Genomic DNA, 19,269 nt, shown 5'->3' on the forward strand with positions numbered 1-19,269 from the left:
ACGCCTTGACCTTGACACTGTGGCAACGTCTTGACTGGGTGTATGGGCATTGTTGACGGGTTGAGTGCGGCGGAGTCGTCGGTGCGGTTGCGGGCGGTGATGGCTGCGGGGACGGGTGCGGAGCCGGGGCTGTTGGAGGCGCTGGTGGGGCGGTGTGCGGTGGAGCCGGACTTTTTCGTGCGGGACATGCTCACGTGGGCGTTGACGCGGTTGCCGGCTGAGGTGACGGTGCCGCGGTTGCGGGTGGAGTTGGGGTCTTCGGCTGCTCAGGCGCGGAGTCAGGCTTTGCACACGTTGTCGAAGATCGGTGACCGGGGTGTGTATCCGGCGGTCAGTGGTGAGTTGTTGCATGACGGTGACGACGAGGTGGCGCGGGCGGCGTGGCGTGCGGCGGTCGCGCTGGTGCCCGAGGGGGAGGGTGAGCGGCTGGCCGGGGAGTTGGCGCGGGAGTTCGGGCGGGGGGACCGGGAGCGGCGGTTGAGTTTGAGTCGGGCGCTGGTCGGGCTGGGTTCGGTGGTCGTGCCGGTGCTGGAGGCCGCGATGGGGAGTGCGGATGTGGCGGTGCGGGAGCATGCGGCGGCGACCGGGGTGTTGTTGCGGGACCCGGAGGTGGGTTTCGACGCCGCTGTTCATGAGGCGACGCGGATCATGGCGCTGGGGTAGCGGGTGCTGATCGGTGAGGTGGCGCGGCGTTCGGGGGTGAGTTCCCGGATGCTGCGCCATTACGAGTCTCTGGGGTTGGTGCGGCCGACCGGGCGGACGGTGGGTGGGTATCGGGAGTATCGGGCGGAGGATCTGCGGCGGATCTTCGAGGTGGAGGCGTTGCGGTCGCTGGGGTTGTCGTTGCGGCAGGTGGGGCAGGCGCTGGGGGATCCGGGGTTCGAGCCGGCGGCGTTGATCGGTGAGTTGATCCGGTGGGCTGAGGATCGGGTGCGGCGGGAGCGGGAGCTGTTGGAGCGGCTTCGTGCGGTGGATGCGTCGTCGCCTGCGGGGTGGCCGGATGTGTTGCGGATCGTGGAGTTGATGCGGGGGTTGGGGTCGCCGGATGCGGCGCGGCGGCAGCAGGCGGTGCTGGCCGGTGAGGATGTGCCGGTGCCGGTGGAGTTGCTGGCGGGGGCGGTGCTGGCTGAGGCGGATCCGAATGTGGCGGGTGCGTTGCGGTGGGCGTTGGCGCGTTGCGGTGGTGAGGGGGTTTCGAGCCTGGCGGTGGGGGTGTCGTCGGTGGATGCCGCGGTGCGGCGGCGGGCGGTGGTGGCGCTGGGTGAGATGCCGGGTGACGGGGTGGTGGCGGTGCTGGTGGATGCGCTCGGTGATGCGGAGGTGTCGGTGCGGGGGCCGGCGGCTTTGGCGTTGGGGTCGCGGGGTGTGGTGGCGGCGGTTCCGGTGCTGGTCGGCATGGTGGTCGATGGTGTGAATGATGTGGAGGCGGCTGAGGTTCTGGGTGGGTTGGCGGGGGCGGGGCACGCGGAGGGGATCGTTTCGGCGTTGGCTGGTGAGTTGGTTGTTCATGCCGGGGATCAGGCGGTGCGGATTCGGTTGGTGCAGGCGTTGGCGGAGTTGCCGGGGGATGTCGGGCGGGGTCTGCTGGAGGTGTTGGCGGGTGACGGTGACCGGGCGGTGGCGTTGTTCGCGGGGACGTTGTTGCAGCGCCCGCTCTAGTCGAAATGGTGGCGATCTTGGACGTTCGACCACCCGTGTTGGTGGTCAAACGTCCAAGATCGCCGCCATTTCGGGTTTTGTGCCGGTGCGCGCCCGCCGAATGCCGACGCCTCTACCGGGTGGCGGGGAGCGGGGTGGGGCGACGGGTGAGGGGGTGGAGGGCGGCGAGCATGAGCAGGCCGGTGAGCGGGAGCAGGTTGAGGTCGACGGCGGCGAGCAGGACGGCGGTGAGTAGGAGGACGGGGCTCCACCAGGGCAGTGGTCGGGTGAGGGCGGCGAGGATGACGATGCCGATGAAGAACAGTTGTGGGCCGATGTCGTAGATGGCGAGTTGGACGCCGGGCAGGTCGGTGAAGCCGTGCTGCAGCGTGACGAGTTCGGCGCGGTCGGTGGCGATGGCGGCCTGGGTGATGTCGGCGCTGAACTGGATGATCGAGGCGGCGAGGCCGAGCAGGGTGGCGGCGGTGACGGTTTCGCGTAGTGGGCCGGGGCGGGTGTGGGCGCGCAGGTGCCAGATGATCGGGATGAACAGGAGCATGCCGGCGAGGCCGAAGAGGTGGGCGAGTTGCCAGTCGGCGCCGGGGCCGTACTGGTCGTCGAGCCGGCCGATGATGCGGGTGATCCCGTAGGCGGTCATGGCGAGTGGGCCGAGCAGGAGTGCGGCGCGTGTCATGTGGACGATCCTGGTGGGGTGGGCCCTGGGGCGCCTCCGGGCCGGGACCCGGAGAGTTCCCGGAGGTGGTCACCCTTAGATCGTCAGGAAGGTGGGTGGGTCGTGGCGCAGGAAGTCGTGGTGGGAGATGTCCCAGCCGTAGGCGCCGGCGCGGGCGAAGAGGAGCAGGTCGCCGGTGCGTAGGCGGGTGACGTGGTGGCCGCGGGTGAGGACGTCGCGGGGGGTGCAGAGTTCGCCGACGGCGTCTACTTCGGTGTCGGTCACGCAGAGGCGGGGGTAGGGGTGGGGCCAGTCGTCGACGGGTAGGACGGTGAAGGGGTGGCTGTAGCCCCAGGCGGCGGGGAGGCGGAAGTGGTGGGTGCCGCCGCGGAGGACGGCGAAGGTGCGGCCGTGGGTGGTTTTGAGGTCGAGGACTTCGGTGGCGTACCAGCCGGCGTCGGCGGTGAGCCAGCGGCCGGGTTCGAGGATCAGTTCGAGGCCGTCGGGCACCTGCACTGAGGCGAGCGGTGCGAGGTCGATGGACTGGTCGGACTGGTAGTCGACGCCGAGTCCGCCGCCGGCGTTGACGATGCGGATGCTCAGCCCGTACCGGTGCGCGGTTTTCAGGGACCAGCCGATCGCTTCGGTGAGGAAGGCGGCGTGCGCGCGGCCGTCGAGGTTGTTGGAGACGGCGTGCAGGTGGAAGCCGATGACCTGGAGTCCGTCGGGCAGGTTTTCGAGGATGCCGGGGAGTTGGGTTTCGTCGATGCCGAACGGGGTGGGGACGCCGGTCATGGTGTGGCTGCCGGAGAGGGCGGGGCCGGCCCGGTTGATGCGCAGGCAGATGTCGCCGCGGTGGCCGAGGGCGGTGAGGCGGCGTAGTTCGTGGGCGCTTTCGACGTTGATGAGGGCGCCGGCTGTGATGGCGGCGGCGAGTTCGGTGTCGGTTTTGGCGGGGCCGCCGAAGGCGATGCGGCGGGCGCCGGCCTGGACGGCCAATGCGAGTTCGCCTCCGGAGGCGACTTCCAGACCGTCGCAGACCCCGGCAAGGGTACGGACGACGTGCGGGTGTCCGTTGGCTTTCACCGCGTACAGGAATGTGGTGTCGGGGGGAAGCGCGGCCCGCAGCCGGGTGGCGCGTGCGCGCAGGATGCGGGTGTCGTAGAGGTAGGCGCAGCGGGGCGCCGGCAGTTGGCGCAGCAGGTCGTGGTGGTCAGACATGCAGCGGGTTCTTCACGGGGATGTGGATGTCGCCGGTGCCGGCGAGGCGCATGCGGACGAGTGCTTTGTGGGGGACGGTGGGGGCGATGAGCCAGGTGTGGTCGGCGGCGGCGTGGGGGTGGGCGCCGAGGGCCTCGTAGGTTTCGTCGACGACGTTGCGGATGAGCCGCCAGGCGTGATTCTCGTCGAGGTTGTGGGTTTCGCCGAGGCGGATGACGAGTTCGCCGAGGTGGGCCTGGAGTGCGGTGTAGCCGAGTTTGGCGCGCAGGATCTCGGTGTCGTCGGTGGCGATGACGCTGCCGGGCCACAGGTCGATGGTGTGGCCGGCCTGGTGGAGGCGGCCGGGGTGCAGGCGCAGGCCGGCGAAGTCGCGTAGGGCGAGGCGGTGGGGGTGTCCGCCGAGGAAGGTGGGCAGGCAGTTCTGGAGGTGGGCTTCGAGGGCGATGCCGTGGGTGGCCAGGCGCAGCAGTGGGGGTAGGAGGAGGCGGGTGTAGTCGGTGAGCCAGGTGGCGGGGTTGCCGCCGGTGGCGTCGACGAGGCCGGCGATCACGGTGGTGCGGGTGGCGGGGTCGTAGGCGGGTAGGGCGCCGCCGGGGATGGCGTGTTCGCCGGGTTGGAGGCGGCCGGTGAGTCCGGTGCGGGTGATGGCGGACAGGTCGCGGCCGGATCCGGCGGGTACGGCGGCGCCGGCGGTTTCGGTCATGAGGATCAGCCGGTGGCCGTCGGGGTCGTTGTCGACGAGTTTGTGCAGGAGGTGGGAGAGGGCGGGGCCGTTGCGGGTGGAGGCGACGCTGATGCTGCGGCGGGTGGAGGTGACCTGGATGTCGAGGCTGACTTTCAGGTAGGTGCCGCCGGGGAGCAGGAGGGTGCGCAGGGCGGCGGTGGGGATGGCGTCGAGGTGGCCGTCGACGCGGCGGAGGGTGCCGTCGGTGAACAGGTCGTGGTAGCGGTGCAGGACGGTGTCGTGTTGCCAGGCGTGGACGGGTTGGATGCGGTATCCGGGGGGCGGTTGCGGGAGGTTGAGCCAGGCGCCGAGGTCGTCGCCGAGGTGGGCGTGATCTTGGACGGCGATGAAGCGGATGGCGGTGTGGCCGGCTTCGAGGTCGTGGGCGAGGACGTCGGCGGTGTCCCAGCCGAGGCGGGTGCGTCCGCAGGGGTGCAGGTTGTGGCCGGCGACGGCGAGGCGTTCGAGGTGGATGGCGGTGGTGTCGGGGTCGGTGTCGGCGGGGATGCGGGCGTCGTAGCGGGCGAGGGCGAGGGCGAGGTTGAGGACGGCGTTGCGGATCTCGGCGGTCATGGTGCCGGTGGTGTCGATGCCGGTGAGCAGGTCGACGGGGTCGTCGACGCCGGCGGTCGGGTATTCGACGCGGTGGAAGGCGTGGGTGTGGCCGCCGGGGCCTGCGGGGGTGAGGTTTTCGCGGGCGAGGGCGGCGCGCAGGCGGCGGCCGACGGTGTCGGCGGCGTGGGGCAGGTGGTTGAGGAAGCCGTCGACGAGGTGGGGTGCGTGGACGGTGAGGGCGGCTTCGGTGTGGGCCGCGGCGGTGGCGATGCGGATCATGGGTGGTCCTTTTCGCGGGTGGCTCAGGCGAACGCGGCCATCGGGTTGGGTAGGTGGGTCCATTGGTCGTGCAGGGGGTCGGCGGCCAGGCGCATGGCGGTGGTGGCTTTGACCGGCAGGGGGTCGGTGCGCAGTTTCGGGTCGGCGTGACGTAGGGCGGTGGCGAGTAGCCGCCACAGCTTGTCGGGTTCGGCGTGGTGGTGGCGGCTCAGTGCGGTGATGGTCTGGCGGGCGACGGTGGCCAGCGCTGCGGCGGCGAGTTTGGTGCGCAGTTCGGCGGGGTCGTCGGTGGGGAGGTCGCCGTGCAGGTCGGGGGCGCCGGCTGTGGTGTGGACGCGGACGCCGCCGAGGTCGCGGTAGATGGTCCTGGTGGGGCGGCCGCCGGAGAGCAGGATGAGGGTGTTCTGGCCGTGGGCTTCGAGGGCGACGCCGCGGTCGAGGAGGGTGGCGAGGGGGGCGAACAGGACGGTGCCGAGGTCGGTGATGAAGGTGTAGGGGTCGTCGATGGTGTCGAGGATGGCGGGGGTGGTGGCGAGGACGCCGAGGGGGATGGCGCCGGGTGGTGGGGCTTGGCGGATGAGGTGGGCGAGGTGCCGGTCGGGGCCGTGGTCGGTGATGGCGGCGCCGGCTTCGGTTTCGGTGAGGACGTCGAGTGGCAGGTCGGCGGTGAGCGTGTCGAGGAAGGTGGAGAGGCGGGGGCCGTTGTGGACGGCGGCGGGGGAGACGGTGCGGATGGCGGAGGTCATCTGGATGTCGACGGCGGTCTTGATGTGGGGGCCGCCGTCGATGGGGGCGACGGTGCGCAGTGACATGAGGGGGCGTACGGGGGTGGTGGGGCCGTCGTCGGTGAGCCACGGGTGGCGGTCGAGGAGGTGGGCGGCTTGCCAGGGGTGGGCGTAGAGGATCGGGTAGGCGGTGCCGTACCAGCGGTTTTGTGGGACGCGCAGGCGGCGCAGGGGGAAGGTGGGGTGGTGTTCGGGGGCGTAGGCGAGCAGGTCGGCGACGGTCATGCCGCCGCGGGTGCGGCAGCAGGGGTGCAGGGGGTGGCCGTCGACGAGGAGTTGTTCGAGGTGGCCGGGTTCGGTGGGGTCGGGCAGAGCTTGCGGGGTGGGGTTGGCGGCGCGGGCCAGGGCCAGGTTGGCGACGCTGTTGGCGATTTCGGCGGCCAGTGCGGCGGCGGGCCACAGGTGGGCGGTGAGGGCGGCCGGGTCGGTGACGTCGGTGCCGTCCACGGCCACGGTCAGGCCGGCGGGTGGTTCGGTGAAGGGGGTGGCCGCGGTGGTGGGGTAGGTGACGGTGGTGTGGGTGAAGCGGAGGTGGGTGCGGCCGTCGTGGTGGTGGCGGGTGAGCAGTCCGGGCAGTGGTTCGTGTTCGAGGGCGAGCAGCAGCCGGGCGAGGATGGCGGCGTGGGCTGCGGGCAGGGCGGTGTCGTAGCCGGTGAGCAGGTCGGGGCGCAGGTCGGCGAGTTGCTTTCGGGTGCCGGCGGGGTCGGCGGTGGTGGTCGGCACAGGCTCATTGTCGCGGTCGGGGCGGTGGCTGTCCGGCGGGGACACTTCGTCAGCGGTGGTGATCACATTCGGGGATTTCCCCCACGCCGCTAATCCGATAAATTCTCGTATTCATTGGTGAAGGGGTGTGTGTCGTGGACGTCGACGTCATCGTGGTGGGGGCCGGTCTGGCCGGATTGGCGGCGGCCCACGAGCTCACCGCCGCGGGCAAGAGTGTGGCGCTGGTCGACCAGGAGAACCCGGCGAACCTGGGCGGGCAGGCGTGGTGGTCGTTCGGTGGCCTGTTCTTCGTCGGCAGCCCGGAACAGAAACGGGCCCGCATCACCGACAGCGTCGAGCTGGCCTGGCAGGACTGGAGCAACAGCGCCGGCTTCGACCGGCTCGGCGCGGGCGCTGAGGACGAGTGGGCGGTCAAGTGGGCGCGGGCGTACGTCGAGTTCGCGGCCGGCGAGAAACGGTCCTGGCTGTCCGGGATGGGGTTGCGGTGGCTGCCGTTCGCCGGCTGGGCCGAACGCGGTGACCTGCGCGCCGACGGGCACGGCAACTCGGTGCCGCGGTTCCACGTCACCTGGGGCACCGGCACCGGGGTGGTCGCCCCGTTCGCGGCGGCCGCGCTGGAGGCGGCCCGGACCGGCCGGTTGCGGTTTCACCACCGGCACCGGGTCGACGAGCTGATCGTCGAGGCCGGCACGGTCGTCGGGGTGCGCGGGGTGCTGCTGGCCGCCGACGACTCGGCTCGCGGGGTGTCCTCCAACCGGGATGTGGTCGGTGACTTCGCGTTGCGGGCGCAGGCGGTGATCGTCACGACCGGCGGGATCGGCGCCAACCACGATCTGGTGCGCGAGTACTGGCCGGCGCGGCTCGGCACCCCACCGGCCAGCATGATCACCGGTGTTCCGGCGTATGTCGACGGCCGCATGCTGGGCATCGCCGAGTCCGCCGGGGTGCGGCTGGTCAACCGTGATCGGATGTGGCACTACGTCGAAGGTGTCCGCAACTGGAATCCGATCTGGCCCGGCCACGGCATCCGGATCCTGTCCGCGCCGTCGCCGATGTGGTTCGACGCGCTCGGCCGCCGCCTGCCCGCCCCCTACTTCCCCAGCTACGACACGCTCGGCACGCTCAAATACCTGCGGTCGACCGGCCACGACCACTCCTGGTTCGTGCTGTCGCAGAAAATCATCGAGAAGGAGTTCGCGCTGTCCGGCAGCGAACAGAACCCGGACGTCACCGCCGGTGACCGGCGCGGCTTCCTCAAGGAGCGGATCCTCGGCAAGGGCGCGCCCGCGCCGGTGGAGGCGTTCAAGCAGCACGGCGCCGATTTCGTGGTCGCCGACACCCTCGACGAGCTGGTCGCCGGCATGAACAAGCTGACCGAGCAGCCGCTGCTCGACGCGGGCATGCTGCGGACGCAGATCGAGGCGCGGGACTCGCAGATCGCCAACAAGGTCACCAAGGACGCGCAGGTGCAGGGCATCCACAACTCGCGCCGCTACCTCGGCGACCGGATCGGGCGTACGGCGGCCCCGCACCGGATCCTCGACCCGGCGGCCGGACCGCTGATCGGCGTGAAACTGCACATCCTCACCCGCAAGACGCTCGGCGGCATCCAGACCGACCTGGACTCGCGGGCGCTCGGCGCCGACGGGGCGCCGATCGGCGGCCTGTACGCGGCCGGGGAGGTCGCCGGATTCGGTGGCGGCGGTGTGCACGGCTACAACGCCCTGGAAGGCACGTTCCTGGGTGGCTGCCTGTTCTCCGGCCGGGCGGCCGGCCGGCATGCGGCGGCCAGCCTCTAGATGCCGAGGAGCTTGGCCTCGATCTGCGGGTCGAGGCCGGGCTGCGGCCGGTCGGTGCGCTGCGGCGCACCGCCCGGCAGGGTTTGCAGCCACGTCCACGTGTCGGTGACCGTGTCACGGGCCGGCCGGCAGGACAGGCCGGCGGCGAGGGCTTTGCCGACGTCGCCCTGGTGCATGAACGCGTACCCGGTCTCGGGTGTCAGCCAGATCGGCAGTTGCGTCCACGGTTGCACGCCGGCGGCGGCGATGTCCTCGCCCGGCAGCCACCGCAGGTCGGCGTGAGCGCCGGTCACCTCGTTGGCGATGTCCAGCAGCTCACCCATGGTGGTGTGGCCGGGTGGGCTGACCACGTTGAACGGGCCGTGCCGGCCGGCGGCGTCGAGCAGGAACGCGGCCAGGTCGCGGACGTCGATGTACTGCAGGGCGAGGTCGCGGGGGCCGGGCGCCAGGGTGGGGCCGCCGGTGTGGAGGCGGCCCAGCCACCAGGGGAGGCGGCCGATGTCCTCGTACGGGCCGAGGATCAGCCCGGCACGCGCGAGCAGGACCGGGCCGTCGAACGCGGCGGTCGCGATCTCGGCGCGCAGCTTGTCGCCGGCGTAACCGGGGTCGTCGACGTCGGCCAGGGGTGAGTCCTCGGCCAGCGGTGGGGCGTCGAGATCCCATCGGTAGACCGACCGGCTGGAGACGTACACGAAATTGGTGGCCCGGCCGGACAGCAGCGCCGCCGCCGCGCCGACCGCCGCGGCGCCGGCCGACCAGGTGTCGATCACCGTGTCCCAGGCGCCGTCGCGCAGCGCGTCCAGGCCGCCGGTGGCCAGGCGGTCGCCGGTCAGGGTGGTCACGTGTGCGACCGGGTCGCGCCGACCGCGGTTGAACACCGTCACGTCGTGGCCGCGGGCCACCGCCAGTTCGGCGGTGGCCCGCCCGACGAAACCACTTCCGCCCAGGATGAGAATCCGCATACCGGCGAGCCTGCCCGACCGTGCGGCGACACGCCCAGGCGGCTCTGCCGACAGCAGAGGGCGTCAGTCGACGGCCAGGAACGTTTCGATCGCCTCGACGACCAGGGCGTGGTCGTCGGCCTGCGGCAGCCCGGACACGGTGACCACGCCGATCACGCCGGCGTTGGCGAGCCGTACCGGAAACGCGCCGCCGTGCGCCGCGAACAGTGTGGGGTCGGCGCCCTGGGAGGCGTCGAGCTGGCGGCCATGCGCGGCCAGCCGGCGGCCCACCAGGTAGGAGGAGGCGCCGAACCGGTAGACGACGCGGACCTTGCGCTCGATCCAGGTGTCGTTGTCGGCGCTCGAGCCGGGCAACCCGGCATGGAACAGCTGCTGCTGCCCGCGGCGGATGTCGATGGCCACCGGCAGGCGCCGTTCGGTGGCCAGGTTCACCAGCAGGCAGCCCAGGGCCCATGCGTCGGCTTCGGTGAAACCCGGGAACACCAGCCGCGCCTCCTGCTGTTCGATGTCTTTGATCAACTGGTCCAGGTCGTCGCTCATGCCGCCCATTGTGTCGTCCTAGCTTTCCTGCCAGTGCAGGTATCCCAGGCGGGCGATCAACGCCAGCACCACCACCAGCAGCACGACGCGGACGAAGCCGGCGCCGCGTTTCAACGCCATCCGGGCGCCGATCACCGAGCCGATCACGTTGCACACCGCCATACCCAGGCCGAGTTTCCAGGCCACATGGCCGGTCGCGGCGAACACGGTCAGCGCGCCCAGGTTCGTCGCCGTGTTGACGATCTTCGCCATCGCCGAGCCGTGCACGAAGTCGGCGCCGACGATGGTGGTGAACGCGAGCACCAGGAACGTGCCGGTGCCCGGGCCGATCAGCCCGTCGTAGGTGGCGATGAGACCGCCGGCCACGGCCACCGCGGCACCCCGGCGCCACGGGGTGCGTTTCTCCGGGTGCTCCATCAACCCCATCTGCGGGCGTACGGTGACGAACACCGCCACCGCCACCAGCACGCCGATGATCAGCGGCCGGAACGCGGTCGCCGGGATCCCGCCGGCCAGCAGCGCCCCGCAGCCGGAACAGATCAGCGCCAGCGCCGCCGACGGGCCCGCCACCCGCCAGTCGATCTTCGTGCGGCGGGCGTAGGTGACCGCCGCCGTGCTCGTGCCGCAGATCGCCGTCAACTTGTTCGTCCCCAGCGCCGTCGCCGTCGGCAGATGCGGCGCGGCCAGCATCAGCGCCGGCAGCAACAACAGGCCGCCCCCGCCGACGACCGCGTCCACCCAGCCCGCCGCCGCGGCCGCCACCAGCAGTGTGGCGATCACCGGCGGCCCCGGGCCTTCTGCAGCCAGATCCCGAACGCCGCACCCGCGATGAACAACAACGCCAGGCACAACACTGCCTTGATAAACATCCCACTCACCCCGTTGGCTAGGGTCGGCTGGTGCGCCTGGCCACCTTCAACCTGCTGCACGGCAGATCACTGTCCGACGGCACCGTACACGCCGGCCGGATCCGCACCGCGATCGCCGACCTCGACGCCGACGTCCTGGGACTGCAAGAGGTGGACCGGGCCCAGCCGCGCTCCGGGCTGCTCGATCTGACCGCGCTGGCCGCCGACGCCCTCGATGCCACCACCCACCGGTTCGCCGCCGCCGTCGTCGGCACCCCCGGCCAGACGTGGGAACCCTGGCACTCCGGCGCCGACATCGCCCACCCGCAGTACGGGATCGCCCTGGTGTCGCGGTACCCGGTGGACCGCTGGCAGATCACCGAACTGCCCGGCGCGCCGGTGCGCTCCCCGGTGCTGGCCCCGGACGGTGGTCTGCTGCTACTGCGCGACGAGCCGCGGGTGCTGCTGGCGGCCGTCGTGCAGACCCCGTCGGGGCCGATGACGGTGGCGACCACGCATCTGTCGTTCGTGCCGGGCTGGAACGTGCGGCAGCTGCGGCATGCCGTGCGCGCGCTGCGGGCCCTGCCGGCGCCGCGGGTGCTGCTCGGCGACCTGAACATGCCGGCCGGGCCGGTGCGGGCGTTCACCGGCTGGCGGCCGCTGGCGCGGGCCGCGACCTTCCCCAGCCCGGCGCCGAAGACCCAGCTCGATCATGTGCTCGCCGATCCGCGGGGGGTGGCGGATCTGGGCCGGGTCGTGCAGGTGCGCACCCCGTCGCAGCCGATCTCCGACCATCGCCCGCTCGTCGTGCGTCTCGACCGCCGTTGAAGCCGGGTTGCGGTCCGCGTTCCGCTTCCTTTCCGGTACGGGTGGCCCTGTCCCGCCGTGTTCGGGGCCGCCCCGCCCGGCCGCGCGATCTGGCTGCATGCTTGCGCCTGCCGGGCTGAGCTCGGTGGTCACCCGCGGCTTCCCCGGCACTGGCCACCGCACACGACCGCGCCGCCGTGAGGACTCACCCCGACCATCAGGTCGGCCACCGCACACAGGGCGTCTTTCGTGTGCTCGCGGCCGGCCTGGACGGAGGACGCGATCGTGGTCGCGGGCCGAGGTGACCGAGCACCGCCGGTAGCCCTCGCGTGCTGTGCCGTTCGATCGCCCCCGTGACGACGACCGGCACAGCACACGCAGTCGTCAGGCGACGCCGGGGGCGCGATGGCCGAAGCCGGGGACGGCACGGTCCTTGAGCTGGGCCTCGGCGGCAGCGGCGCGGCGGCGCAGCCGTTCTGCCTCGGTGGCCAGAGCGGAGGCGCCGTCGTCGGTGAGCCGGTAGTAGCGGCGCAGGCGGCCCTCGACGGCCTCCTCACGTTCGACCTCGATCAGGCCCTGCTCGGCGAGCCGGTCCAGGGCGCCGTAAAGGGTGCCGGGACGCAGTTTGACCTCGCCTTCGGACAGGGTGATCACGGACTGGATGATGCCGTAACCGTGCAGCGGTTGCGCGGCCAGCGCGGTCAGGATCAGAAACGTCGGCTCCTGCATCAGCCGGCCACCTCCCGCATCGTCGGCCCGGCCGGGTGTGAGAGCCGGGACACCACGACCGTGACGACGGTCAGCGTCAGGCCGGCGACGGTGAGCGCCGGATTGAGCCACGGTGGACCGGACTGCCAGTACGACGATGTGACCAGCACGTGATGCACTGTCGCTCCCAGGTGGGCGCGGTGGAAGAGGTTCGTCAGGGTGTCGGCGACCGACAGCACCGGCAGGGTCAGCGCCGCGAAGGCGAACACGGCGGTCGCCGCGGCCGGGCGGGAGCGGCGCTGGGCGGCCGCGGCCGCGATCAGCCACCCGGTGAGGGCGCCGGCCAGCAGACCGGCCGTGACCAGCGGCCGCATCCATCCGTTGTCGACGGTCGACACGGTGGACCAGACGGTGGACCGGGTGACGTCGGTGTTCGCGTGGATGCGCCGGTAGTGGCTCGGGTAGGCGTGCAGCAGACGGCGGTAGAAGCGCTCCAGGGTGGGCTCGGCGCGCGGCCAGTCGGAAGCAGACATGTCAACAACCTACGGGCGACGTCATATAACGTCAACCGTACTATCCGGATCGGGTGAGGCCGGTGCGGCCGGGCGTCCGTGCGCCGTTTCGCAGTGATCTAGGGGACCCCTAGCTAGCGTTAGGGTATGCCTCCGAAGATGACGCTGCAGACCCAGCTGGTGCTGCGTGCGCTGCTCGAACATCCCGCCCGGGAGCTGTACGGGCTGCAGATCAGCCAGGCCGCCGGCCTGGCCACCGGCACCATCCACCCGATCCTGGCCCGCCTGGAAGGTCTCGGCTGGCTGGAGTCGCGGTGGGAGGACATCGACCCCGCAACCGAGGGCCGGCCCAGGCGCCGCTACTACCGGCTCAGCCCGGACGGCGCCCAGCACGCCCGGCATGCCCTGGACACCGCTCGTACCCCGCTCACCGGGCTTCTACCCGGACTGCGACCCGACTTCGCCTCCCCCGGAGGTGCCGGATGAAGACTCTCCGCGCCCAGCGCATTCGTGTTCCCACGGTCGTCCTCGCCCTCTTCAAGGCCCGCGACCTCACTCTCTCCCTCGACCGTGCCCGCGACCTCACCCTCGACCTCGACCTTGATCTCGATCTCGATCCCGCCCGTGACCTCGCCAGCGGCCTCTACCGCGTCCTCGTCCTGGCCCGCGTCCGGGCCCGCGTTCGCGACCGCGACCTGGTCCGTGCCCATGACCTCATCCATGCTCACGACATCGCCCGCGACGTCGCCCGCGCTCTCGACCTCGACCGTGCCCGCAACCGGGCCGGCGCCCGCGCACGCGCCTGCCACCTGGACCTCGACCGTCTCTGGGATCTCATCGAGGCCATCGACGCCGCGCGCTGCACGGCCAAAGCGCTGGTCGCGGATCTCGCGGCATGCGTTCCGGCCGGCCAGGAGGCGGCGTCGGGTCCGGTCAGGCCGGCGCGTATGGCCGCGCGGCTCACGCGCGGCGCGGCCAGGGTGCTGCCCGCTGGGGCGCGTTCCCGGTACGCCGACGAATTCGCCTCCGAGTTGTACGAACTCGCCGCGGCCGGAGCCTCCCGAGCGGCCCAGGTGATATACGGGCTGCGGCTTTTCGACCGTGCCTGGGTCCTGCGGGCCGAACTGCGTGCGGCTGTCGTGCGGGGCAAGGCGGCCCGGCCATGACCGCCGGAACCCTGCCGCCGGGCGGTGACCTGCGCAGCGGCGAGCGGGCCCGGGTGCGGCTGGCGGGCTGGGCCCTGGTGATCGCGGGGATGGGTACCCCGGCCACGGTGACGGTTCTGCTCTTCGGTCAGGGCGGCGCGGCGACCGCCGGTGCCGGTGTGATCGGCATGATGACCGTCGCCGCGTTCGCCGCCGCCCGGGCCTTCCACCGATCCGGCCCGGATCCCGCTTCCCGGCATCGCCGTGCCGGCCGGCGTTCCGTCGTGCTTCCTTCCGGCACGGCGGTCAGATGATCCGTACGGGTCTGCTCCCCGAGCGGCGGCGTGGCCGAGGCGACATGTATCGGCGGCCGTATTATTCGACAAGGGTGAGTGGATATTCCGGTTGCGCCGGGGCGGGAGCGGCGGGCATGGTGGGAGCCGGACCTGACGCCGAGAGAACCGGGAGCGCACCAGCGCGATGTGAGAGACAACCGACCCCCAGATCCCCTGTCGGCGCACTCTCCCCTGGAGTAGATCTTGCAACAGTCCGCTCATCTCAAGACCGTCCGGCTGGGCCGCGCCCACGACGGTGACCTGCTCTTCTCCGGCCTCGACCTGGTGCTGCGCCCCGGCGACCGGATCGGGGTCGTCGGCCCCAACGGCGCCGGCAAGACCACCCTGCTGCGGGTGCTGGCCGGCGAGCTCACCCCCACCGAAGGGCACCTCGGCCTCGCCGCGGGCACGCGCGTCGCGTACGTCCCGCAACGGATGCCGGACCCGGACGGGGGAGTCGGCGCGTTTCTCACCGGCGGCCTCGGCGAGCTCGCGGACGTGACCGCGAGGCTGCGCGAGCTGGAGAAACGGCTGGCCGAAGGCCAGGACGTCCTGGAGGAGTTCGCGGCCGTCCAGGAACGCTGGACCGCCCTGGAGGGCTGGACCGCCGAGACCCGGCTCACCGAGATCCGGCAGCGCCTGGACATCGACCACCTCGACGACGACCTGCCGCTGCGGGCGGTCAGCGGCGGCGAGCAGGCGCGGCTGATGCTGGCCCGGGCCCTGCTCGCCGCACCCGACCTGCTGCTGCTCGACGAACCGACGAACCACCTCGACGCCGAGGGCGCGGCCTGGCTGCGGCAGTGGCTGCGCGATTTCGAGGGCGGGGTGCTGGCGGTCAGCCACGACCGGGCGTTCCTGGACGAGGTCGTCACCCGGATCGTCGAGCTCGACGGCATCGACGAGCAGCCGCAGGACTATCCGGGCGGCGGCTACACCGCCTACCGCGCCGAGAAGCAGCGGCGATGGGAGAAGCTGCTGCTCGACTACGAGGCGCAGGAGAAGGACCGGATCCGGTGGGAAGCCGACATCGAGAAGACCAAGGGGTACGCCCGTGGCGTCGAACTGACCACCCCGGCCAGCGCCGCCGCCCCGCACATCAAACGTGTCGCCCGGCTGGTCGCCCGCAAGGCGAAGGTCCGGGAGCGGCGGCTGCGGCGGCAGATGGCGTCGGTGTCGTGGATCGCCCGGCCGCGGACCCGCCCGCCGCTGACGCTCGCCTTCCCCGGCGACGACGGTGACCCGGGCGAGATCGTCCTCAAGGTTCGCGACCTCAACGTGACCCACGGTGACCGGGTTCTGTTGCGCGACGTCGACCTGGACGTCACCCGCGGCGACCGGATAGTGATCACCGGCCGTAACGGGGCGGGCAAGACGACCCTGCTGCGCTCGATCGCGGACCGGCATCGCGGCGACGTGGCGGTGCTGCCGCAGACCGACGACGGGCTGCGCGACACCACGACGGTGATGGAGTTCTTCCGCGCGCGGGTGCCGGTCTACCTCGACGACGCGGAGAAGCTGCTGGCCGGGCACCAGTTCGACGCCGACCAGTGGGACGCGTCGACGAGGGACCTGTCGGCGGGGGAGCTGCGGCGGCTGCTGCTCGCGGTGCTGGTCAACAGCCCGTCACGGATCCTGCTGCTGGACGAGCCGACCAACTTCCTCGACTTCGCCGCACTCGACGTGGTCGAGGAGGCGCTGCGCCGCTACCGGGGGACGTTGCTGGTGGTCAGCCACGACCGGTATTTCGCCGATGCGATCGGTCACAGCCGGCACTGGCATGTCGCGGACGGCCAGTTGATCGAGAACTGAGACGATGACGGGCATGTCGTTGCAGCCGCACCTGGGCCGGGAACCCGTCATCGGCACGGGCGCGCGTGAGTTCACCGACGCGTGGCTGGCCAACCGGCGGCTGTCGGAACACACCCGGGCGGCGTACCGGCGCGACGTCGACGGCTGGCTCACCTGGTGCGCCGGCCGTGACCTCGACCCGCTGCACGCCTCGTTCCTGGACGTCAACTCCTACGCCCGCGAGCTGGAGGCCCGGCCGCTGGCGCCCGCCTCGGTGGCCCGGAAACTGTCCGGCCTGTCCAGCTGGTACGACTTCCTGGTCAAACTGCGGGCGGTGCCGGCGAACCCGGTCGGCGGCGCGGACCGCCCGCAGGTCGACCGGGACCACTCGTCCACGGTCGGGCTCACCCCGGCCGAGGTCGACGCGCTGCTCGCGGCCGCCGGGCGGGCCGGCCGCCGCACCCACGCGATGATCACCGTGCTGGCCGATCTGGGGCTGCGCGTCGGTGAGCTGGTCGGGCTGAACCTCGACGACCTCGGCCACGAACGCGGCCACCGTACCGTCCGGTTCACCGGCAAGGGCGGCAAGGCCCGCCGCCGGGCGGTGACCCCGGCCGTGGCGGCGGCCCTCGACGACTACCTGGCCGAACGGGGCAGCCGGCCGGGGCCGCTGTTCGTCACCTCGACCGGTTCCCGCGTCGACCGGCACGCCATCTTCCGGCTGGTCCGCAGGCTGGCCGCGGAAGCCGGCATCGCCTCGGCCGACCGGTTGTCGCCGCACTCGCTGCGGCACTCGTTCGCCACCACGGCCCGCGCCGAGGGCGTACCGCTGGAAGACGTGCAGGACGCCATGGGCCACGCCGATCCGCGTACCACGCGCCGCTACGACCGTGACCGTTACAACTTGGACCGTGACCCCGCGTACACGATTGCGGCGGCCCGTGCCCGCCGCAACAGGGGGTGAAACGGCCCCCTATGCTCTGAACCCGGCTACGGAAAGCGGGCGGGTGTTTTGAGCACGGAAATGAGTCTCGTCGAGGCGATCATCCTCGGCGCGGTCGAGGGCGTCACCGAGTTCCTCCCGGTGTCCAGCACAGGGCACCTGACGATCCTGGAGAAACTGTTCGGCCACACCATCGACGACCCGGACATCACCGCCTTCACGGTGATCATCCAGTCGGGTGCGGTGCTCGCCACCATCCTGTTCCTGCGCAAGGACATCGCCCGGGTGGTGCCCGCCTTCTTCAAGGGCCTGTTCAACAAGTCCGACCGCGAGCACATCGACTTCAAGTTCGGGCTGGCGGTGCTGCTCGGCTCCATCCCGATCGTGATCGCGGCGCTGCTGTTCAAAGACGCCATCGAGGGCACCCTGCGCAGCCTCTGGTTCGTCGCCGGGGCGCTGATCCTGTGGAGCGGTGTGATGGCGTTCGCCGACCACGCCGCCACCCAGATCCGCCACCAGGACGACGTCACCTGGAAGGACACGCTGATCATCGGCACCGTGCAGTGCATGGCGCTGATCCCCGGCATCTCCCGCTCCGGCGCCACCATGTCGGCCGGCCTGCTGCGCGACATCGACCGGGTCACCGTGACGAAACTGTCGTTCTTCCTGTCGATTCCGGCGCTGACCGGCGCATCGATCCTGCAGGGCGTCAGCGAGGCCGACCGGATCTCCGCCGGGGTCGGCTGGACCAACACGATCGTCGCGACCGTGGTCAGTTTCGTGGTCGCCTACGCGTCGGTGACGTGGCTGCTCAAGTTCGTGTCCAAGCACTCGTACAGCATCTTCATCTTCTACCGGGTGGCGCTCGGCTCGTTGCTGTTGCTGCTGCTGGCCACCGACACGATCGCCGCCAAGTAACGGCCATGACACCGGGGGAACGAGCGCTCGCCCACGTGCGGGCGCTCTTTCCGTCCGGCGGTCCGGTGCCGGGCACGCCGATCACCGTCAACTTCCACCCCGACCGGCCGCTCGCCGACGGCCGCACCGTGATCGAGCACCTCGCCGTGGACGGCGTCTACCGCACCCAGTACGAGACCGGCATCTCCAACGGCGGGCTCGGCGGCGACCGGCCCCGCTGGGAACAGCGCATGTTCGGTGACAGCGGCAGCCGGCCCGTCTACGGGGCGCTCAACCTGGCCGGGCATCCCGACGGGGCGGCGCCACGGTTCGGCAGCTGCCATCTCGAACTGCGGGCGCACTGTCTCGAGCGGGCCACGTTCAGCCTCGGCGACAGCTACACGGAGCCGACGATTCTGGGCACGGCGGGCACGTTCGGCGCCGTCTGGGAGGGGCTTCTCGCGCAGGTCACCCGTACCGGAAACGCTGTCGGGGTGAGCGCGAGCGGCACGGACCAGTGGGTGGCCGCGCTCGGCGTGCCCCGCACGCAGGCCGGCCGGGCCCTCGACGACTACGTCGAAGCGCAGGTCCACGACGGGCTCACCCTGAGCGCCGACGTCGCGGCCGTCGTCGCCGACCCCTCATTCCGCGGTACGGCGTACGAAAGGCATCTGCGTGCCCTCGGGTTGCCGCTGCGCTGGCACGGCGGATTCCGGCTGCCCGCCGGCGAGTTCCCCGACGAGTTGCGCGGCCCGCAGGCGGTGGCGCTGGGCCGCCGGATCGCCGCCCGCTACGGCGAACAGGTGCTGGACGCGGCCGTGCTCGGCCGGGCCGCCCGCGACGGCGACCACCCGCAGCTGATCAAATATTTGTGGCACATCCTGGTACTCAAGGGGCGGCCAACCTAGCCACCAGCTTCTCGCCCTCCGGCCACGGCCCGAACCCGGATTTCGAATCCAGATGCCCCACCCGGCCGGCGTCGTGGACCTCGGCGCCCCACTGCCCGGCCAGTTGCTCACCATAGGCGAACGTGGCATGCGGATCGTTACGCGACAACACCGCGATCGACCGGAACGGCAGCGGCGAACGCGGCATGTCGTCGATTTCCGGCGGCGTCACCAACAGCGCGCCCGCCACCGGGCCGGTGTGCTCGGCGGCCCACAACGCCACGGTGAGACAACCCGCCGAATGTGCGATCAGGACCGCCGGAGCGTCGCCGGCCGTGATGGCCGCATGCAGGGCGGCCACCCGCTCGCCGGCCACATAGGGCGGGCCGGGCGGCTCCGGCGCCCACGTGTGGTCGCGGTGGGCCCGCGCCCACTGCCGTGACCAGTGATTCGGAAACGGCACCCCACGGCCGGGCACCAGCAGAAATCGCGTCACC

General features: G+C 71.6%; 21 protein-coding genes. 11 read left to right on the forward strand and 10 right to left on the reverse strand.

Features of this window, described 5'->3' with window-relative positions:
* Positions 1-42: 42 nt before the first annotated feature.
* A complete protein-coding gene (locus tag IEZ13_RS29265; RefSeq protein WP_183224515.1) occupies positions 43-663 on the forward strand; it encodes a HEAT repeat domain-containing protein in 621 nt (206 codons plus the stop codon).
* A 3-nt stretch (positions 664-666) separates the two neighbouring features.
* The gene (locus tag IEZ13_RS29270) at positions 667-1,659 is read left to right on the forward strand and encodes a MerR family transcriptional regulator (protein WP_183224517.1); all 993 of its coding nucleotides are present in this window, start codon (positions 667-669) and stop codon (positions 1,657-1,659) included.
* A gap of 112 nt (positions 1,660-1,771) precedes the next feature.
* On the opposite strand, the gene IEZ13_RS29275 is transcribed toward IEZ13_RS29270, so the two are convergent.
* The 4 genes from IEZ13_RS29275 to IEZ13_RS29290 all read right to left on the reverse strand — a co-directional run bounded on the left by IEZ13_RS29275 (position 1,772) and on the right by IEZ13_RS29290 (position 6,598).
* Positions 1,772-2,332 carry a hypothetical protein gene (locus IEZ13_RS29275; RefSeq protein WP_183224519.1) on the reverse strand — a complete coding sequence of 187 codons (561 nt, stop codon included), beginning with the start codon at positions 2,330-2,332 and terminating at the stop codon, positions 1,772-1,774.
* 75 nt (positions 2,333-2,407) lie between these two features.
* Complete coding sequence (locus tag IEZ13_RS29280; RefSeq protein ID WP_183224521.1) at positions 2,408-3,532, reverse strand: type III PLP-dependent enzyme domain-containing protein; 1,125 nt, start codon at positions 3,530-3,532, stop codon at positions 2,408-2,410.
* The gene (locus tag IEZ13_RS47605) at positions 3,525-5,090 is read right to left on the reverse strand and encodes an IucA/IucC family protein (protein ID WP_183224523.1); all 1,566 of its coding nucleotides are present in this window, start codon (positions 5,088-5,090) and stop codon (positions 3,525-3,527) included. The genes IEZ13_RS29280 and IEZ13_RS47605 overlap by 8 nt, the downstream gene beginning before the upstream one ends.
* Positions 5,091-5,113: 23 nt before the next feature.
* Positions 5,114-6,598 carry an IucA/IucC family siderophore biosynthesis protein gene (locus IEZ13_RS29290; protein WP_268240151.1) on the reverse strand — a complete coding sequence of 495 codons (1,485 nt, stop codon included), beginning with the start codon at positions 6,596-6,598 and terminating at the stop codon, positions 5,114-5,116.
* Positions 6,599-6,732: 134 nt separating this feature from the next.
* Between IEZ13_RS29290 and IEZ13_RS29295 the strand changes: the two genes are divergently transcribed.
* Complete coding sequence (locus tag IEZ13_RS29295; protein ID WP_183224525.1) at positions 6,733-8,397, forward strand: FAD-binding dehydrogenase; 1,665 nt, start codon at positions 6,733-6,735, stop codon at positions 8,395-8,397.
* Here the strand turns inward: IEZ13_RS29295 and IEZ13_RS29300 are convergent.
* From IEZ13_RS29300 to IEZ13_RS29310, 3 genes are all read right to left on the reverse strand, one after another.
* Positions 8,394-9,359, reverse strand: coding sequence for an NAD-dependent epimerase/dehydratase family protein (locus IEZ13_RS29300; RefSeq protein ID WP_183224527.1), 966 nt, complete (start codon positions 9,357-9,359; stop codon positions 8,394-8,396). The two genes, IEZ13_RS29295 and IEZ13_RS29300, sit on opposite strands and share 4 nt — an antisense overlap.
* Positions 9,360-9,422: 63 nt before the next feature.
* The gene (locus IEZ13_RS29305) at positions 9,423-9,899 is read right to left on the reverse strand and encodes a heme-degrading domain-containing protein (RefSeq protein ID WP_183224529.1); all 477 of its coding nucleotides are present in this window, start codon (positions 9,897-9,899) and stop codon (positions 9,423-9,425) included.
* A gap of 18 nt (positions 9,900-9,917) precedes the next feature.
* Positions 9,918-10,679 carry a sulfite exporter TauE/SafE family protein gene (locus IEZ13_RS29310; RefSeq protein WP_183224531.1) on the reverse strand — a complete coding sequence of 254 codons (762 nt, stop codon included), beginning with the start codon at positions 10,677-10,679 and terminating at the stop codon, positions 9,918-9,920.
* A 119-nt stretch (positions 10,680-10,798) separates the two neighbouring features.
* Here IEZ13_RS29310 and IEZ13_RS29315 point away from each other — a divergent pair, with 119 nt between their 5' ends.
* Complete coding sequence (locus tag IEZ13_RS29315; protein WP_183224533.1) at positions 10,799-11,575, forward strand: endonuclease/exonuclease/phosphatase family protein; 777 nt, start codon at positions 10,799-10,801, stop codon at positions 11,573-11,575.
* A gap of 363 nt (positions 11,576-11,938) precedes the next feature.
* Here the strand turns inward: IEZ13_RS29315 and IEZ13_RS29320 are convergent, their stop codons facing one another.
* Together IEZ13_RS29320 and IEZ13_RS29325 are read right to left on the reverse strand one after the other, a co-directional pair.
* The gene (locus IEZ13_RS29320) at positions 11,939-12,283 is read right to left on the reverse strand and encodes a PadR family transcriptional regulator (RefSeq protein WP_183224535.1); all 345 of its coding nucleotides are present in this window, start codon (positions 12,281-12,283) and stop codon (positions 11,939-11,941) included.
* The gene (locus IEZ13_RS29325) at positions 12,283-12,795 is read right to left on the reverse strand and encodes a hypothetical protein (RefSeq protein ID WP_183224537.1); all 513 of its coding nucleotides are present in this window, start codon (positions 12,793-12,795) and stop codon (positions 12,283-12,285) included. The genes IEZ13_RS29320 and IEZ13_RS29325 overlap by 1 nt, the downstream gene beginning before the upstream one ends.
* 126 nt (positions 12,796-12,921) lie before the next feature.
* Between IEZ13_RS29325 and IEZ13_RS29330 the strand changes: the two genes are divergently transcribed.
* The 7 genes from IEZ13_RS29330 to IEZ13_RS29360 all read left to right on the forward strand — a co-directional run bounded on the left by IEZ13_RS29330 (position 12,922) and on the right by IEZ13_RS29360 (position 18,793).
* Positions 12,922-13,260, forward strand: coding sequence for a PadR family transcriptional regulator (locus IEZ13_RS29330; protein ID WP_229795180.1), 339 nt, complete (start codon positions 12,922-12,924; stop codon positions 13,258-13,260).
* Positions 13,257-13,940: a hypothetical protein gene (locus IEZ13_RS46925; RefSeq protein WP_229795182.1), complete on the forward strand. Its 684-nt coding sequence runs from the start codon at positions 13,257-13,259 to the stop codon at positions 13,938-13,940. Before IEZ13_RS29330 ends, IEZ13_RS46925 begins: the two co-directional genes overlap by 4 nt.
* The gene (locus IEZ13_RS29340; RefSeq protein WP_183224766.1) at positions 13,937-14,233 is read left to right on the forward strand and encodes a hypothetical protein; all 297 of its coding nucleotides are present in this window, start codon (positions 13,937-13,939) and stop codon (positions 14,231-14,233) included. Before IEZ13_RS46925 ends, IEZ13_RS29340 begins: the two co-directional genes overlap by 4 nt.
* A 225-nt stretch (positions 14,234-14,458) precedes the next feature.
* On the forward strand, positions 14,459-16,066 hold the full coding sequence (locus IEZ13_RS29345) for an ABC-F family ATP-binding cassette domain-containing protein (RefSeq protein WP_221245926.1): 1,608 nt from the start codon (positions 14,459-14,461) through the stop codon (positions 16,064-16,066).
* 4 nt (positions 16,067-16,070) lie between these two features.
* On the forward strand, positions 16,071-17,009 hold the full coding sequence (locus IEZ13_RS29350; protein ID WP_183224539.1) for a tyrosine-type recombinase/integrase: 939 nt from the start codon (positions 16,071-16,073) through the stop codon (positions 17,007-17,009).
* A gap of 60 nt (positions 17,010-17,069) precedes the next feature.
* A complete protein-coding gene (locus IEZ13_RS29355) occupies positions 17,070-17,906 on the forward strand; it encodes an undecaprenyl-diphosphate phosphatase (RefSeq protein ID WP_183224541.1) in 837 nt (278 codons plus the stop codon).
* A 5-nt stretch (positions 17,907-17,911) separates the two neighbouring features.
* Positions 17,912-18,793, forward strand: coding sequence for a DUF3626 domain-containing protein (locus tag IEZ13_RS29360; RefSeq protein WP_183224544.1), 882 nt, complete (start codon positions 17,912-17,914; stop codon positions 18,791-18,793).
* Here IEZ13_RS29360 and IEZ13_RS29365 read toward each other — a convergent pair.
* Positions 18,774-19,268 carry an RBBP9/YdeN family alpha/beta hydrolase gene (locus tag IEZ13_RS29365; RefSeq protein ID WP_183224546.1) on the reverse strand — a complete coding sequence of 165 codons (495 nt, stop codon included), beginning with the start codon at positions 19,266-19,268 and terminating at the stop codon, positions 18,774-18,776. The genes IEZ13_RS29360 and IEZ13_RS29365 overlap by 20 nt on opposite strands.
* Position 19,269 lies beyond the last annotated feature (1 nt).

It is taken from the genome of Actinoplanes campanulatus (assembly GCF_014647795.1).
In the GTDB taxonomy this organism is placed as follows: Bacteria; Actinomycetota; Actinomycetes; order Mycobacteriales; family Micromonosporaceae; genus Actinoplanes; species Actinoplanes campanulatus.

Excerpts from the sequence above, each read along its gene's own strand:
- IEZ13_RS29265 (WP_183224515.1), top strand. The coding sequence starts at position 43 with ATGGGCATTGTTGACGGGTTGAGTGCGGCGGAGTCGTCGGTGCGGTTG.
- IEZ13_RS29275 (WP_183224519.1), bottom strand. The coding sequence starts at position 2,332 with ATGACACGCGCCGCACTCCTGCTCGGCCCACTCGCCATGACCGCCTAC.
- IEZ13_RS29280 (WP_183224521.1), bottom strand. The coding sequence starts at position 3,532 with ATGTCTGACCACCACGACCTGCTGCGCCAACTGCCGGCGCCCCGCTGC.
- IEZ13_RS47605 (WP_183224523.1), bottom strand. The coding sequence starts at position 5,090 with ATGATCCGCATCGCCACCGCCGCGGCCCACACCGAAGCCGCCCTCACC.
- IEZ13_RS29300 (WP_183224527.1), bottom strand. The coding sequence starts at position 9,359 with ATGCGGATTCTCATCCTGGGCGGAAGTGGTTTCGTCGGGCGGGCCACC.
- IEZ13_RS29305 (WP_183224529.1), bottom strand. The coding sequence starts at position 9,899 with ATGAGCGACGACCTGGACCAGTTGATCAAAGACATCGAACAGCAGGAG.
- IEZ13_RS29320 (WP_183224535.1), bottom strand. The coding sequence starts at position 12,283 with ATGCAGGAGCCGACGTTTCTGATCCTGACCGCGCTGGCCGCGCAACCG.
- IEZ13_RS29325 (WP_183224537.1), bottom strand. The coding sequence starts at position 12,795 with ATGTCTGCTTCCGACTGGCCGCGCGCCGAGCCCACCCTGGAGCGCTTC.
- IEZ13_RS29330 (WP_229795180.1), top strand. The coding sequence starts at position 12,922 with ATGCCTCCGAAGATGACGCTGCAGACCCAGCTGGTGCTGCGTGCGCTG.
- IEZ13_RS46925 (WP_229795182.1), top strand. The coding sequence starts at position 13,257 with ATGAAGACTCTCCGCGCCCAGCGCATTCGTGTTCCCACGGTCGTCCTC.
- IEZ13_RS29340 (WP_183224766.1), top strand. The coding sequence starts at position 13,937 with ATGACCGCCGGAACCCTGCCGCCGGGCGGTGACCTGCGCAGCGGCGAG.
- IEZ13_RS29350 (WP_183224539.1), top strand. The coding sequence starts at position 16,071 with ATGACGGGCATGTCGTTGCAGCCGCACCTGGGCCGGGAACCCGTCATC.
- IEZ13_RS29355 (WP_183224541.1), top strand. The coding sequence starts at position 17,070 with ATGAGTCTCGTCGAGGCGATCATCCTCGGCGCGGTCGAGGGCGTCACC.
- IEZ13_RS29360 (WP_183224544.1), top strand. The coding sequence starts at position 17,912 with ATGACACCGGGGGAACGAGCGCTCGCCCACGTGCGGGCGCTCTTTCCG.